The sequence below is a fragment of the Burkholderia sp. AU31624 genome, assembly GCF_020420065.1.
Taxonomy (GTDB): Bacteria; Pseudomonadota; Gammaproteobacteria; order Burkholderiales; family Burkholderiaceae; genus Burkholderia.
In genome coordinates this window covers 593899-608882 of the sequence record NZ_JAIZRT010000003.1, presented here as the reverse complement: position 1 = coordinate 608882, position 14984 = coordinate 593899, and the positions used below count along the sequence as shown (strand labels likewise).

The window sequence follows — 14984 nt, the reverse complement described above, 5'->3', positions numbered from 1 at the left end:
TTGTGTAGGCCGTTCGGCAAAGTAAAACTTCATGACGCGAAAGCGAAGAGCGGATGCTCGTTCAGGCTCTCGGCAACTGCACCGTTCCAGCCGGTGGGCAGCTTGGCTTGCGCCGCTTCTGCCTCATGCTTGCTGCGAAACGCTGCAAACACGCTTGCTCCGGAGCCGGTCATCCTCGCGGGGGTCACATCATACAACCATTTGACCACCTGCGCAACTTCCGCGTACTTACTTGTCACAACTCGCTGCATATCGTTCCGACCGAAACTATCTGGCCATCCCGCGTCGCTGTTTTGCTGTGCAAGAAAGTCCGTAATTGTGACGCGCTTCGAATCTCTTGTCAACAACTCATCTGAAAATATTTCAGCGGTTGGGACGTGAACGCGGGGCGTTACAACCAAGAACCAGCGAGTCGGCAATTGTACCTCAGCTAATTCTTCTCCGATACCCTCTGCGAACGCATTTTTTCCAAAAATAAAAAACGGGACATCTGCGCCGAGTTTTACCGCGAGCGACTGGAGTTCGGCGCGCGGCAGGTCGAGTTGCCACAGGCGGTTCAGCGCGAGCAGCGTCGTCGCCGCGTCGGAGCTGCCGCCGCCGAGGCCGGCCCCCATCGGCAGGCACTTGTCGATCTCGATGTCGACACCGTGCGCGGTGCCCGTATGCGCTTTCAGCAGGTTGGCCGCGCGCACGACGAGATCGCTTTCCTCGGGCACGCCGGGCACGTCGGTGACGCGTGCGACGCGGCCGTCGTCGCGGAGCGTGAAGTGCAGCGTGTCGCCCCAGTTCAGCAACTGGAACACGCTCTGCAGATCGTGATAGCCGTTCGGACGGCGGCCGGTGATGTGCAGGAACAGGTTGAGTTTCGCGGGCGCAAGGCAGTTGCGCAGCGAGCGGGTCGAATCGGTCATGCGTATGTCTGGGCTGGGCCAGTGCTCACTGATCGAGCACGAGCTTGATGTCGAGCGGCGGTGTCGCGCGCACGAGGTTGACGCGTTTGACGCCCGTGGCCGGGGCGTCCGCGTAGGCAAGGTAGTCGATCGTCCAGCCGTCCTGGCGGATCTGCTTGACGCGCGTACCGTCGGCCGGATCGCGCACCGTCTGCGCGGGCGTGGCGGGCGCGGCGGTCGGCAGCAGCCAGTAGCGCAGGCCTGCGAGCGGCAGTTCGAAGCCGAGCGTTTTCTGCATCAGGTCGCCGACGTCCGGCGCATATTGCGTCGGACGGTTCGGCAATTCGAGCGATGCCGCCTGCGGCGTCGACTTCACGACCGCGAGCGTCTGGCCGAGCGGGCTGCGCAGCTCGAGCGACACGTCGTCGCCGTGCTCCTGCCAGTCGAAGTTGCCGTACACGTTCTGCGGATTGCCGAGACGGTCGTCGTACCGCACCGCGAAGCGGCCATGGTAAGCGTGCGTTGCGGCGGTCTGCAGCGCCGCGCCGGTCGGCGCGCTGGCCGACGGCGGCGTGCTCGCGCAGCCGGCGAGCACGAGCGCCGTGCCGGCTGCGGCCAGCGTGCGCTGCGCGCGGAAGGACAGGGAAAACGTCGGGAACATCTGCATCAGAGACCGTTGATCTGGAGGCGTTTCAGCGTCTGCACGAGCGTGTCGTTGTCCGGCTCGAGCTTCTGTGCGTCACGCCATGCGGAACGCGCATCGTCCTGCGCGCCGCTCTTCCACAGCACTTCGCCGAGATGCGCGCCGATCTCGGCGTTCGGCTGCAGTTCGTACGCGCGCCGCAGCACCTTCGTCGCGCCGGCCGTATCGCCCATCCGGTACTTCACCCAGCCGAGGCTGTCCATGATGTACGCGTCGTTCGGTGCGAGCGTCATCGCCTTGTCGATCAGCTTGCTGGCTTCGGGGAGCCGCTGGTTGCGATCGGCGAGCGAGTAGCCGAGTGCGTTGTACGCCTGCGGATTGTCGGGCTGCGTGCGGATCAGCTCGCGCAGCTGCTTTTCCATCGTCGTGTAGTGGCCGGTCTTTTCGGCCGCCATCGCGTAGTCGTAGCGCAGGTCGGGATCGTCTGGGAAGTCCTGAACCGCCTGCCCGAGCCGTGCCTCGGCTTCCGGGTAGCGCTTCGCGGTGAACAGGATCGACGCGTCGGTGCGTGCGACCACGGCCGCATCGCGCGGATCCGTGATCGGCAGGTCGTCGAGCACCTTGCGCGCCTCGTCGGTCTTGCCCTGTTTCTGCAGCAGCTGCGCGCGCGTGATCTGCGCGGGCAGGTAGTGCTGGCTCGTCTGGTCGACCTTGTCGAGCCACTGCGACGCTTGCGCGTCGTTGTTCTGGTCGATCGCGATCTGCGCGAGGTAGATGTAGCCCTGGCCGACGTCGAGGTTCGGCTGCTTGTCGCCGAGCTGGACGTACTGCTTCAGGTAGCCGGTCGCTTCGTCGAGCTTCTTCTGCTGGATCTTGATCAGCGCGAGCGCCATCAGCGGCGTCGGATCCTTCGAGTCGAGCTTGCGCATCGTCTCGAACTGCTTCTGCGCGTCGTCGAGGCGATCGTCGGCGAGATAGAGCTGCGACAGCGCGAGCCGCGCATCGCGCGACTTCGGATTCTGCTGAACATACTTCTCGAACGACGCGATGCCCGCCGCGCGTTCCGCCGGCCCCATCTGCGACAGCATCAAAGCCGCCGGCAGGTAGTCGGGGCGGAGCTGCAGCGCCTGCTTCAGCGACTGCGCGGCGCCGTCCTTGTCGTCGACCGCGAGCTGCTGGCGCGCGATCGCGAGCTGGGCTTCGGGCCGGTTCAGGTCGTTCTTCAGCATGTCCTTCAGCACCGCGAGGCCGCCGACGCGGTCGGAGCCGCGCACGAGCAGCGCCTGCAGCGCGAGGATCGCCGGGCCGCGCGTCTCGCCGGTCGCCCGGGCCAGCTCGCGCGCGAGCATCGGCTGTGCGTCGGCCGGCTTGCCGGCGAGCACCAGCAGCGCGGCGTCGACCTGCGATGCGCGATTCGAATCGGGTGCGTACTGGCGCCACAGGTTCGCGGCGGACAGTGCGTCGGCCGGGCTCTGCGCGCCGAGCGCGATCTCGGTCGCACGCTGCGCCATGCGCGGATCGCGCGTGTCGCGGGCGAGCGCGAGGTAGGTCTGGTAGGCCGGTGCGGGCTGGTTACGCTGCAGCGCGACCTCGGCGGCGAGCACCTGGTAGACGATCTGGCTCGTCAGCGGAACGCCGGGGAGATCTTTTTTCTCGTCCGGCATCACATGCTCGAACGCGCCCTGCGACTCCGCGTCGTCCGATGCCGGATCCTGCGCGTGGGCCGGGAAGGCGGTGAGGGTCCAGGCGGCAAACAGCGCGGCGCCGAGTGCACGGCGGACCGGGAAGGCGCGCGCGCCGCGCACGGCGGCGGGACGCTTCTGAAGCAGCTTCGAGGGCAGGGTCATGGAAATCCGTTCGATGTTTCAACCGATTGTAACGCGCTCGCTACAATACACGCACGATCGTGAATCCAGTCTCAGACCCGCAAAACATGCCAGAGTTGCCAGAAGTCGAAGTCACGCGCCGGGGCATCGCGCCCTTTGTCGCGGGCCGCCGCGTCGAGCGTGTCGACGTCCGTACCGAGATGCTGCGCTGGCCCGTGCCGGCCGGGCTCGCCGAGCAGTTGCGCGCGCGCGAGGTGCTCGCCGTCGAGCGTCGCGGCAAGTATCTGCTGTTCGAGGTCGACGCGGGCTGGTTCATCGTCCACCTCGGCATGACGGGCACGCTGCGCGTGCTGCCCGCGGCTGGCGTGCCGGTCGCCGCGAAGCACGACCACATCGACTGGATCTTCGACGAATTCGTGTTGCGGTTCCGCGATCCGCGCCGCTTCGGCGCGGTGCTGTGGCACCCGCGCGAAGCGGGCGACGTGCATGCGCATCCGCTTCTCGCGAGCCTCGGCGTCGAGCCGTTCTCGCCGGCGTTCACCGGCGCGCTGCTGCACGCGCGCACGCGCGGGCGCACCGTGTCGGTCAAGCAGGCGCTGCTCGCGGGCGACATGGTCGTCGGCGTCGGCAACATCTATGCGTCGGAGAGCCTGTTTCGCGCCGGCATCCGGCCGACGACGGCCGCCGGCAAGGTGTCGCTGCCGCGCTACGAGCGGCTGGCCGACGCAGTGCGCGCGACGCTTGCCGACGCGATCGAGCGCGGCGGCAGCACCTTGCGCGATTTCGTCGGCAGCAACGGCGAAAGCGGCTATTTCCAGCTCGACTGCTTCGTCTACGATCGTGCGGGCCAGCCGTGCCGCGTATGCAACACGCCGATCCGCCAGATCGTGCAGGGCCAGCGGTCGACCTATTTCTGCCCGACCTGCCAGCGTTGAAACCTTTTTCCACAATTAGATCACTTGAAGCCGCCCCGCATCGCCCCCGCTCCGTTCCCCGTCACGCCGCTGCATCGCACGTTCGCCACGCGCCTGGTCGCGTGGCAGCGCGAGCATGGCCGCCACGACCTGCCGTGGCAGAACACCCGTGATCCGTACCGGATCTGGCTGTCGGAAATCATGCTGCAGCAGACGCAGGTATCGACCGTCATCCCGTATTACACGCGCTTTCTCGAACGCTACCCCGACGTGGCCGCGCTCGCGGCCGCGCCGACCGACGACGTGATGGCGCTCTGGGCGGGGCTCGGCTACTACTCGCGCGCGCGCAACCTGCATCGCTGCGCGCAGGTCGTCGTCGCCGAGCACGGCGGTGCGTTTCCGGCGACGCCTGACGCGCTGGCGGAATTGCCGGGCATCGGCCGTTCGACGGCCGCGGCGATCGCGTCGTTTGCGTACGGCGCGCGCGCGACGATTCTCGACGGCAACGTGAAGCGCGTGCTGGCGCGGGTGTTCGGCGTCGAAGGCTTCCCGGGTGAGAAGCGTGTCGAGAACGACATGTGGGCGCTCGCCGAATCGCTGTTGCCCGACGCCGCTAACGCGGCCGACGTGAGCGCGTATACGCAGGGGCTGATGGATCTCGGCGCGACGCTGTGCGTGCGCGGCAAGCCCGATTGCGCGCGCTGCCCGTTCGCGGGCGACTGCGTCGCGCAATCGACGGGCCGCCAGCGCGAACTGCCGGCCGCGCGGCCGAAGAAGGCCGTGCCGACCCGCAAGACCTGGATGCTCGTGCTGCGCGACGGTGACGCCGTGCTGCTCGAGCGGCGGCCGCCGACCGGCATCTGGGGCGGGCTGTGGAGCCTGCCGCAAGCGGACGGCGACGCCGCGCTCGCGGAACTCGCACGTGGCTTCGGCGGCGGCGGCACGGTGCCGCTCGCGCCGCTTACGCACACGTTCACGCATTTCCGGCTCGAGATCGAGCCGCGGCTGAGCGACATGGCCGCCGGCGGCCTGCCCGCCGGCGCGCGGGACGCGGACACCGCGTGGGTGCCGCTGAGCCGGCTCGACGCGTATGGCGTACCAGCGCCCGTGCGCAAGCTGCTCGATGCGCTGAGCGGGCCGCTGCTGTAACGAAGGGGAAGGGGCGCGGCGCATGCCGCGCTTTCAGGGAAACGTCGGACGCTCGTGGTTTTTCGTGCCGACGGAAGTCGCCTTGGGTTGGCTGGCGGGAAGTGGCTGTCTGGGGCGATTCGGAGCACGCCGGCCCGGCTTTTCGCCCGGAAGGAAGCCCCTCGTTGGACGCCCTCTCCCGGATAACTCAGGCAAAGCGACAGGTCCCGCGCTCGCTATAACCAGCCGTGCCGGTCGAGCACGTGGTGCACGGCATCGATGCGCGCGCCGACGTCCGGAAACTCCATCAGCTTCTGCCGCGCGCGCAGGTCGAGCGGCAGCAGTTCCGCGAGACGGTTCGATACCCAGCTCGGATCGTCGAGGCGGAACGGTTCGCCGAACGGCATCTTCTGCGGATCGGATTTCTTCAGCGCGTCGATGATGCGCTCGAGCACCTCGGCGCACGAGCCGAACTGCGCGAGCGCCTGCTCGCCTTCGAGCGGGATGTCGTCCGGCAGCGGCTCCGCGATACCGACCAGCAGCCCGTTGCCTTCGACGCGATACGACAGCAGCTCGAAACGCTGGGTGCCGACCGCCTGCAGGTACAGCATGCCGAATTCACCGGTATCGCATTCGGTGATGCGCGCCATGCAGCCGATGGTCTCGGGCACCGAGACGGCGCCGTCCTGCGCGACTTCCGGCCCGCTCTTCAGCAGGCACACGCCGAACGGTGCATCGTCGCGCAGGCACGCGCGGGCCATGTCGAGATAGCGCGCCTCGAACACCTTGAGCGGGAGCAGGCCCCCCGGGAAGAGCACCGTGTGCAGCGGAAACAGCGGCAGGTCGATCAGGGTGGTCGATAGGGAGGACATGGCGCGCGGGCGTTGGGGCGGGCGTCGCTAGGGTCGGTCGACCTCGGAGACGAGCCGCGACGACGCGTCGACATCCACTGGCGCGTCACGATGCCGCACGATCACGTTCGCGTCGTGCGCAAGGCGCGCGGCGAGCGTTTCCGCGATGAACACCGACCGATGCTGCCCGCCCGTGCAGCCGATGGCGACGGTCAGGTAGCTGCGGTTGTCATCGCGGAAGTGCGGCAGCCATTTCATCAGGAACGCATGGATGTCGTCGATCATCTGGTGGACGATCGGCAGTGCGTCGAGAAAGGCGATGACCGGCTGGTCGAGCCCGGTGAGCGGGCGCAACTCGTGGTCGTAGTACGGATTCGGCAGCGCGCGCACGTCGAACATCAGATCGGCGTCGAGCGGCACGCCGCGCTTGAAGCCGAACGATTCGAACATCACCATCAGGTCGTTGTTCTTCTGCTCGATGAAGCGCTTGACCCAAGTACGCAGCGCGTTCGCGCGCAGCGTGCTGGTGTCGATCTGGTGGCCGAATTCGGCGAGCGGCGCGACGAGGTGGCGTTCGCGCTCGATCGCTTCCTCGAGCGACGACAGCAGGCCGACGTCCGCATCGTGCGACAGCGAGCCGGACAGCGGATGGCGGCGGCGCGTTTCGGAGAAGCGCTGGATCAGCGCCTGGGTGCTCGCGTTGAGGAACAGCACGCGCACGTCGTGCTCGCGCGACAGGTCGCGGATCAGGCCAGGCATTTCGTCGAGCGACGCGCTCGAGCGCGCGTCGATCGCGACCGCGAGCCGGTGCTGGCCATCCTCGGCGAGGTAGCGGGTGAGTTCGGGGAGCACGTGCGGCGGCAGGTTGTCGACGCAGTAATAGCCTGCGTCTTCGAGCGCGTTCAGCGCGACGGACTTGCCTGAGCCGGAGATGCCGGTGATGAGGACGATGCGCATGGGAAGCAGAGAATCCTGACGTTTCATCATAGCACCGGCTCGACGCGTCGGCGTTGCGCGGCCGGCGCGTGCGGGTTACACCAGTTTGCCGGGGAACTGACTGTCGGGATCTTGCATCGCCAGTCGTTGCCGATCCATGAAATCGCGCAATGTGTCGATTCCGCGCAACTGCAGGATCGTGTTCCGGACGGCCGCCTCGACGAGCACCGCGAGGTTGCGGCCGGCCGCCACCTGGATCGTGACCTTGCTGATCGGCAGGCCGAGCACGTCGACCGTCTGGCTTTCGAGCGGCAGGCGCTGGAATTCGCCGTCGGGGCGCCGCACGAGCTGGACGATCAGCTTCAGCTTCATTTTCCGCCGCACGGCGGTTTCGCCGAAGATCGTCTTGATGTCGAGCAGGCCGAGACCGCGCACTTCGAGCAGGTTCTGCAGCAGCGGCGGGCAGCGCCCTTCGACGAAATCGGGGCCAAGTCGGACGAAATCGACCGCGTCGTCGGCGACGAGGCCGTGGCCGCGGCTGATCAGCTCGAGGCCGAGTTCGCTCTTGCCGAGGCCCGAATCGCCGGTCAGCAGCACGCCCATCCCGAGGATGTCGATGAACACGCCGTGCAGCGTCGCGCGCGGTGCGAGGATGCGCGACATGTAGAGCCGCAGGCTGTCGATCACCGCGGCGGCCGACATGGGCGTGGTGAACAACGGGGTCGACGAGCGCGTGCAGCGCAGCACGAGTTCGGGCGGGGCCGCGGCCCCGCCGGCGACGACGAGGAACGGCGGTTCGAGCGCGATCAGCTCGGCCATGTGGCGCGAGCGGTCTTCGTCGGTTTGCCGCTGGTAGTAGTCGATTTCGGCTTCGCCGAGCACCTGGATCCGGTTCGGGTGGATCAGGTTCAGGTGGCCGACGAGGTCGGCGCTCGAGGTTGCATTGCCGACGGTGTCGGCCGAAAAACCGCGCTCCCAGCCTTCATGCCCCGTCAGCCAGCTCAGTTTCAGCGTGGCCGCGTTGTCGTCGAAGATGCTCTGGGCGTTGATGCTGGACGTATCCATGACTCTCGTCACTCCAATGGGCCGGTGCGTGCGCGCGGCGACGGACGTCGCCATGCCGGGCCGGCGCCGGGCGGCCCTGAACGGCGGCGTGTGCCGCCGCGTACGGGAAAATATTCCGCCCGGATCAACTCAAGGTTGCCACTGAGTGAGCAGGCGATGCAACTCGGCGATATCCGTTTCGTTGTGCAGACGCTCGCGTGCGTCGCGATCGGACAGCAGTTGCGCGATTTCCGACAGGATCTCGAGGTGCTGCTGGGTGGCTTGCTCGGGCACGAGGAGGAAGATCAGGAGGCCGACCGGCTGGCCGTCGGGGGCTTCGAACGGGATCGCATCGGCGAGCCGGACGAACGCGGCGAGCGGGTGCTTGAGACCCTTGATGCGCCCGTGCGGAATCGCGACACCTTCGCCGAGCCCGGTCGAGCCGAGGCGCTCGCGCGCGAACAGGTTGTCCGTGACGGTGCTGCGGGCGATGCCGTTCTGATTCTCGAACATCAGCCCGGCTTGTTCGAACACGCGTTTCTTGCTGGTGACTGAGAGGTCGATGACGACGTTCTCTATGGGCAGGATTTTGGCTAGGCGATTCATGTTGGCAGGCGATTGGGCGGCCTGGGGTCTCCTTGCGGCGGCAGACTGATTATCCATGTTCGGCGATATCAAGGCGTTCGGCATCGGCAACCTGCAAGGCAGCTACCGCATCCAGCGCCCCCCGGCGATAACCGGAACATTATAGAGCACAGCCGCGTGCGTGGCGCAGCGCGGAAGGACCGGTTGCACCCCTGCGCGGAGTCGCAAAAAAAACGCCCGGCGAACCGGGCGACGTGTGTGTTGCGGTGAAGGTTACTGCGGCGGCAGTTCGATCTGGTCGATCGACGGTTGAAGCTTGATCGGGTCGTGCGCGTGCGTTTGCAGGCGCTCCATGTGCTTGACGACCTGGCGATCCAGCTTGTCGATCAGCAGGTCGATCGCTGCATACAGGTTACCGTTCGCGCTTTCGACGAAGATGTCCTTGCCCTTCAGGTGCAGGTTGATTTCCGCGCGCTGCTGCTTGTCCTTTTCCTTGTGGTTGTCGACCGAGAGGATCACAGTGCCATCGATCACCTGATCGCTATGCCGTAGCACCCGGTCCAGCTTGGTGATCACGTATTCGCGAATTGCAGGCGTGACTTCGAGATGATGTCCACTGATCTTCAGGTTCATAGTGCTTCTCCAAGCGAGTGACCACCCGGCCGCATCGAGGCGGCGCTCCGGTCGACTTGCCCGTGCCGCACGAAGGCGGCGTATCGCGGACAGGTCGCCCGGCCTGTTCCCCGTGTGCGCGGTGGTCGGGACACGCCTGCCGCCGGGCAGGCAGCAGGCTTAAAGAGACTTGCGCAGATTCACTGCCGGGATCTTGAGGGCTTCGCGATACTTCGCAACCGTGCGGCGCGCGACCACGAATCCCTGTTCTGCCAGCAGCTCGGCAATGCGGCTGTCCGAAAGTGGCGATTTAGGGTCTTCAGCTCCTATCAGTTGCTTGATGAGGGCTCGGATGGCTGTCGACGAAGCGGCGCCACCGGTGTCGGTCGAGACGTGAGATCCGAAGAAGTACTTAAATTCAAGCGTCCCGAACGGGGTCAGCATGTACTTCCCGGTTGTCACACGGCTGACAGTCGACTCGTGTAGGCCCAGCGTATCAGCTATTTCCCGCAAAACCAAGGGGCGCATGGCAATTTCACCGTGCGCAAAGAAGTTCTTTTGACGCTCGACAATGGCCTGCGCGACACGCAGGATCGTGTCGAAACGCTGCTGGATATTCTTGATCAGCCAGCGTGCTTCCTGGAGCTGCTGCTTGAGCGAACCGGCCGACGGATCGCCGCGGCTGTTGCGCAGGATGTTCGCGTAAAGGTTGTTGATCCGCAGGCGCGGCACGACCTCCGGATTGAGCTCCGCGAGCCATCCTTGGCCGGCTTTCTTCACGATGATGTCGGGCACGACGTAGTCGGCCTCGGCCTTGCCGTACGCGGCGCCGGGGAACGGCTCCAGCGAGCGGATCAGCGTGTGCGCGTCGCGCAGCGCGTCGTCGCTCGCCTTCAGGTGCTTGCGCAGCCGCGTGAAGTCGCGGGCGGCGAGCAGCTCGAGATGCTGCGACACGATCTCGAGCGCGAGCGTGCGTGTCGGGGACGGATCGAGGCGCAGCAACTGGAGCTTCAGGCATTCGGATGCCGAGCGGGCACCGACCCCGGCCGGATCGAAGCTGTGCAGCAGCGCGAGCGCCGCGTTCAGTTCGTCGCAGTCGATTTCCAGCTCGGGCGGCAGGTCGGCGAGCACTTCATCGAGCGTGGCGGTCAGGTAACCGTCGTCGTCGAGCGATTCGATCAGGAACATCACGAGCGCGCGGTCGCGCGGGCCGGCCTGCGTGACGCGCAATTGCGCGGACAGGTGGTCGCGCAGCGACGTCGCCGCTTCCTGGACCTGCAGCGGCGGGAGGTCGTCGTCGTCGGATGCGCCGCTCGAGCGGCCGTATTCGTCGAGGTTCCACTGCGGGCCGTCGTTGCCGTCGCCGGATGCATAACCGTCGTATTCGTCCGCGCCGGCCGGCTCGTCGCGTTCGGCACGATCGCTCGACGAACCGCTGCCGTTGGTCGCAGCGGGCTCGGTGTTCTGCGCGGGAGGCGTCTGCGCGATCAGCGATCCGTCCGCAGCGACACGCAGCGGGCTCGCGATCCATTCATCCTCGTTCTCGAGCAGCGGGTTCTGCGCGACGGCCATCGCGACTTCCTGCTGCAATTCGAGCGTCGACAACTGCAGGAGCCGGATCGACTGCTGTAGCTGGGGCGTCAGCGCCAGATGTTGCGACAGGCGGAGTTGAAGGCTGGCTTTCATGGCAAGGAGGGAGTCATACCGGCAGTTTGCCACGACCCAGGCGCGTTGAGCCATCCGCGATTACGCGCGGCGCGCCGCCCGGCCGCGGGCATGGCCGCGAAGCGGGGCGCGGCCCCGCGCGGCGACGCCGGGCGGGGTGCAGCCAGCCACGAGGAGGAGTTACATCCGGAAGTGTTCGCCGAGGTACACGCGGCGTACGCTTTCGTTTTCGATGATTTCGCTCGGCGCACCGGCGGCGAGCACCGAGCCGTCGCTGATGATGTAGGCGTGGTCGCAGATGCCGAGCGTTTCGCGGACGTTGTGATCGGTAATCAGCACGCCGATGTTGCGCTGCTTCAGGAACTTGACGATCTTCTGGATCTCGAGCACCGCGATCGGGTCGACGCCGGCGAACGGTTCGTCGAGCAGGATGAAGTTCGGGTTGGTGGCGAGCGCGCGCGCGATTTCGACCCGGCGCCGTTCGCCGCCCGACAGCGACAGCGCGGGATTCTCGCGCAGGTGGGCGATCTGCAGCTCGTCGAGCAGCGCTTCGGCGCGCGACGAGATCGCGTCCTTCGACAGCCGCTTGCCGTCTTCGCCGTGCTGCAGCTCGAGTACCGCGCGGATGTTCTCCTCGACGGTCAGCTTGCGGAACACGGACGCTTCCTGCGGCAGGTACGACAGGCCGAGCGAGGCGCGCTTGTGGATCGGCAGCAGGCTGATCGAGCTGCCGTTCAGCGAGATCTCGCCGGCGTCGAGCGGCACCAGGCCGACGATCATGTAGAACGACGTGGTCTTGCCGGCGCCGTTCGGGCCGAGCAGGCCGACGACTTCGCCGCTCTTCACGTCGAGCGACACGTCCTTGACGACCGTGCGCGAGCCGTAGCGCTTCTTCAGGTTGCGGACGACGAGCGAGCTCGTCGTGCCGGCCGGCTGGCGGTTCGGTAGCGCGTTCATTGGCCCGGCGCCCCCTGGATCGTGGTCGACGGCGACAGCTTTGCCGGCGCGCCGTTCAGCGGCGCGGGGCCGCCGTTCTTCGGCGACAGCATCGCGCGCACGCGGCCGTTCGGGTTGCCCGGCGCGGCGACGTCCTTGCCGCCCTTCGCGGTGTAGAAGTCGCGCTGGCCGTCGTACGTGATCACGCTGCCGTGCACGGTATCGGCGACGGTCGACGTACCCTGCAGGCGGCGCACGGTCGCGGCGGTGGTCAGCGTGGTCAGGTCCTGCTTGCCGTCGTAGTCGATGCGCTCGGCGTCGCCGTCGATGTACTCGTCGAGGCCTTCGCGCTTCTGGCGGAACGTCGCGTGCTTCTTGCCGCTGCCGAACGAAGTGGCGTACTGATAGCCTTCCGGGTCCTGGCGCACTTCGACGCGATCGCCCTTGATGATGATCGTGCCCTTCGTGATCACGACGTTGCCGGTCGCGACCGTGACCTGCTTCAGGTCGTCATAGGTCAGGTTGTCGGCCTCGACGTTGATCGGCTTGCTTTGGTCGGCCTTCTCGGCATGGGCGAGCGGCGCCAGCCCGACCAGCGGGAGCGCCACGAGCGTCGCGGCAAGCGCGGCGCGGACGGCGCGCGCAGCGCCGCCGGAAATCTGTCGAGGGAACGATTCGTTCATGCAGTCACGTGAGGGATGCGTCACTTGGGTTGACCTTTCGAGCCGCCGGACGTGTCCTGCGCGGCGATCGTGCCGCGCACGTTGCCGTAGAGCTCGATGACCCGGGTGACGTTGTTGTACTTCATGCCGTCGGTCGCGTTGACGAGCGACAGGCCGCGCTGAAGTTTAACCGGCTTTTCGGTCTGGATCACATCGTCATTGACGAAGATCCGGAAATGCTGGGAATCAGCCTGCATCTGCGGATCGCCGCCGCCGGCCGCACGCAGGATGCGCGCGTCGTCGTACAGGTCGACGATCGACACGTCGCCGTTGACGGTGCCGCGCTTCGAGGTGGTCGTCACGACCGGCTTGCCGGGCTGGAACGCGCGCATGGCCGGATCGGTCAGGTCGCTGTCTTCGGTGTCTTCGTAATGGATCAGCTTCGCGGCCGTCAGCCGGTACTGGGTCGCGCCCGACTGGTCGAGCTCGGTGACCGAGAAGTTGTCGGCGAAATAGTCGGGCGTGTGGCGCTTCGGCTGCACGGTGCCCTCGCCGGGCGGCGGCAGCGTGGCCTGCAGCAGCCACCAGGTGATGCCCGCGAGCGCGGCGACCGCGACGAGCGGCAGCAACTGGGTCCAGCGGAAATGCGTGTTCATCCGTCAGGCTCCGCAGGCGGCCGCGAGCAGCGCGTCGTAGCGGCGCTGCGCGCGCAGGATCGCGTCGCAGACTTCACGGACGGCGCCGTGGCCGCCGCGGGCCTCGGCCACCCAGTGCGCGCGGGCGATCACCTCGGGGTGCGCGTTCGCGGGGGCCGTCGCGAAGCCGCAGCGCAGCATCACGGGCAGGTCGGGCCAGTCGTCGCCCATGTAGCCGCACTGGTCGGCGGTGAGGCCGAGCGACGCGATCAGGTCGGTGAACACGGTGAGCTTGTTCTCGACGCCCTGGAACAGGTGCGCGATCTTCATTTCCTTCGCACGTGCCGCGACGATCTCCGAGCGACGGCCCGTGATGATCGCGGTCGCGATGCCGGCTTCGCCGAGCAGCTTCACGCCGTGGCCGTCGAGCGAATTGAACGACTTCATCGCGTCGCCGGCCGCGGTAAACAGCAGGCCGCCGTCGGTCAGCACACCGTCGACGTCGAAAATCATCAGCTTCACGCGGCTCGCGCGTTCGGCCGCAGTCAGCGCTGCGCTCATCAGATCACCTTCTTCGAAAACAGGTCGTGCATGTTCAGCGCGCCGATCAGCACGCCGTCGGCATCGACCACCAGCATCTGGTTGATCCGGTGGCGCTCCATCAGTTCCACGGCCTCGACCGCCAGGTGATCCGGTGCAACCGTGCGCGGGTCGCGCGTCATCACGTCGGTGATCGGCAGCGTGCGGAAGTCGCCGTCGCGCGCGAGCACGCGGCGCAGGTCGCCATCGGTGAAGATGCCCGCGACCTTGCCGCCGGCGTCGACCACGGCGGTCATGCCGAGGCGCTTCGCGGTGATCTGGAACAGGGCGTCCGACAGCGTCGCGTCGAGCCCGACGGACGGGACGTCGTCGCCCGAGCGCATCACGTCGCGCACGTAGGTGAGCAGGCGCCGGCCGAGTGCGCCGCCCGGGTGCGAGCGCGCGAAATCTTCCGAGCCGAAGCCGCGCGCGTCGAGCACCGCCACGGCGAGCGCGTCGCCGAGCGCGAGCGCGGCGGTCGTGCTCGCCGTGGGCGCGAGGTTCATCGGACAGGCCTCTTTCGAGACCGCGGCGTTCAGGTTCACGTCGGCGAGCGTGCCGAGGCTCGATTCCGCGCGGCCCGTGATCGCGATCAGCTTCGCGCCGATCCGCTTCACGAGCGGCAGGATCGCCACGAGTTCTTCCGATTCGCCGGAATAGGAGATGCCGATGAAGACGTCGTCGGAGGTGACCATCCCGAGGTCGCCGTGGCTGGCCTCGGCCGGGTGGACGAAGAAGGCCGGCGTGCCGGTGCTGGCCAGCGTGGCCGCGATCTTGCGGGCGATATGCCCCGATTTGCCGATACCGGACACCACCACGCGGCCGCGGCAGCCGAGCAGCAGCGCGACGGCCTGGACGAAGCCGCCGTCGAGCTGGTCGCGCAGCGCGCGCACGGCGTCCGCCTCGATGTCGAGCACGTCGCGGGCGAGCGCGAGCGCCCGGTCATCATTGATTTTCGCTATCATGCGCGGAGTATAGCAAAGGCGTTTGTTCGCCGCGCCGGGCCTTCGGACTCGTCCGAGGTCGCCTGACCACCGCCACCACCCGCGCCCGCATTGCCGTGGCCCCGACGAACGAG

The 14984-nt window shown here is 67.1% G+C and carries 16 protein-coding genes; 2 read left to right on the top strand and 14 right to left on the bottom strand.

Annotated elements, in window-relative coordinates:
- Positions 1-29: 29 nt before the first annotated feature.
- Genes ispE through LGM89_RS13095 form a run of 3 tightly spaced genes read right to left on the bottom strand, consistent with a single transcriptional unit; the run spans position 30 to position 3380 of the window.
- A complete protein-coding gene (gene ispE, locus LGM89_RS13105) occupies positions 30-911 on the bottom strand; it encodes a 4-(cytidine 5'-diphospho)-2-C-methyl-D-erythritol kinase (protein ID WP_226273174.1) in 882 nt (293 codons plus the stop codon).
- 25 nt (positions 912-936) lie between these two features.
- Entirely contained in the window at positions 937-1557 is a 621-nt protein-coding gene (gene lolB / locus LGM89_RS13100; protein ID WP_089495668.1) for a lipoprotein insertase outer membrane protein LolB, read from the bottom strand.
- The gene (locus LGM89_RS13095; protein WP_226206783.1) at positions 1557-3380 is read right to left on the bottom strand and encodes a tetratricopeptide repeat protein; all 1824 of its coding nucleotides are present in this window, start codon (positions 3378-3380) and stop codon (positions 1557-1559) included. The genes lolB and LGM89_RS13095 overlap by 1 nt, the downstream gene beginning before the upstream one ends.
- 86 nt (positions 3381-3466) lie before the next feature.
- Here LGM89_RS13095 and mutM point away from each other — a divergent pair, with 86 nt between their 5' ends.
- Both mutM and mutY read left to right on the top strand, forming a co-directional pair.
- On the top strand, positions 3467-4294 hold the full coding sequence (gene mutM, locus LGM89_RS13090; RefSeq protein WP_046544386.1) for a bifunctional DNA-formamidopyrimidine glycosylase/DNA-(apurinic or apyrimidinic site) lyase: 828 nt from the start codon (positions 3467-3469) through the stop codon (positions 4292-4294).
- Positions 4295-4318: 24 nt separating this feature from the next.
- A complete protein-coding gene (gene mutY, locus LGM89_RS13085; protein WP_089495665.1) occupies positions 4319-5422 on the top strand; it encodes an A/G-specific adenine glycosylase in 1104 nt (367 codons plus the stop codon).
- Between the two features lie 215 nt (positions 5423-5637).
- Here the strand turns inward: mutY and LGM89_RS13080 are convergent, their stop codons facing one another.
- The 11 genes from LGM89_RS13080 to kdsD form a co-directional block, all read right to left on the bottom strand.
- Positions 5638-6273 (bottom strand): LON peptidase substrate-binding domain-containing protein, encoded by a 636-nt coding sequence (locus tag LGM89_RS13080; protein WP_089441042.1) that lies wholly within the window; start codon positions 6271-6273, stop codon positions 5638-5640.
- A 27-nt stretch (positions 6274-6300) separates the two neighbouring features.
- Entirely contained in the window at positions 6301-7209 is a 909-nt protein-coding gene (gene rapZ, locus LGM89_RS13075; RefSeq protein ID WP_089495664.1) for an RNase adapter RapZ, read from the bottom strand.
- A 75-nt stretch (positions 7210-7284) separates the two neighbouring features.
- Entirely contained in the window at positions 7285-8253 is a 969-nt protein-coding gene (gene hprK / locus LGM89_RS13070; RefSeq protein ID WP_011353227.1) for an HPr(Ser) kinase/phosphatase, read from the bottom strand.
- 129 nt (positions 8254-8382) lie between these two features.
- Positions 8383-8922: a PTS sugar transporter subunit IIA gene (locus LGM89_RS13065; protein WP_011353226.1), complete on the bottom strand. Its 540-nt coding sequence runs from the start codon at positions 8920-8922 to the stop codon at positions 8383-8385.
- A gap of 168 nt (positions 8923-9090) precedes the next feature.
- The gene (hpf, locus tag LGM89_RS13060; RefSeq protein WP_006477786.1) at positions 9091-9450 is read right to left on the bottom strand and encodes a ribosome hibernation-promoting factor, HPF/YfiA family; all 360 of its coding nucleotides are present in this window, start codon (positions 9448-9450) and stop codon (positions 9091-9093) included.
- Between the two features lie 159 nt (positions 9451-9609).
- A complete protein-coding gene (locus LGM89_RS13055; RefSeq protein ID WP_226273173.1) occupies positions 9610-11115 on the bottom strand; it encodes an RNA polymerase factor sigma-54 in 1506 nt (501 codons plus the stop codon).
- A gap of 159 nt (positions 11116-11274) precedes the next feature.
- Positions 11275-12051 (bottom strand): LPS export ABC transporter ATP-binding protein, encoded by a 777-nt coding sequence (lptB, locus tag LGM89_RS13050; RefSeq protein WP_039346017.1) that lies wholly within the window; start codon positions 12049-12051, stop codon positions 11275-11277.
- Positions 12048-12713: a lipopolysaccharide transport periplasmic protein LptA gene (gene lptA, locus LGM89_RS13045; protein ID WP_089441039.1), complete on the bottom strand. Its 666-nt coding sequence runs from the start codon at positions 12711-12713 to the stop codon at positions 12048-12050. Before lptA ends, lptB begins: the two co-directional genes overlap by 4 nt.
- Positions 12714-12733: 20 nt before the next feature.
- The gene (gene lptC, locus LGM89_RS13040) at positions 12734-13348 is read right to left on the bottom strand and encodes an LPS export ABC transporter periplasmic protein LptC (protein ID WP_089441038.1); all 615 of its coding nucleotides are present in this window, start codon (positions 13346-13348) and stop codon (positions 12734-12736) included.
- 3 nt (positions 13349-13351) lie between these two features.
- Positions 13352-13888 (bottom strand): KdsC family phosphatase, encoded by a 537-nt coding sequence (locus LGM89_RS13035; RefSeq protein ID WP_089426347.1) that lies wholly within the window; start codon positions 13886-13888, stop codon positions 13352-13354.
- Positions 13888-14871 carry an arabinose 5-phosphate isomerase KdsD gene (kdsD, locus tag LGM89_RS13030; protein WP_039345999.1) on the bottom strand — a complete coding sequence of 328 codons (984 nt, stop codon included), beginning with the start codon at positions 14869-14871 and terminating at the stop codon, positions 13888-13890. The genes LGM89_RS13035 and kdsD overlap by 1 nt, the downstream gene beginning before the upstream one ends.
- Positions 14872-14984 lie beyond the last annotated feature (113 nt).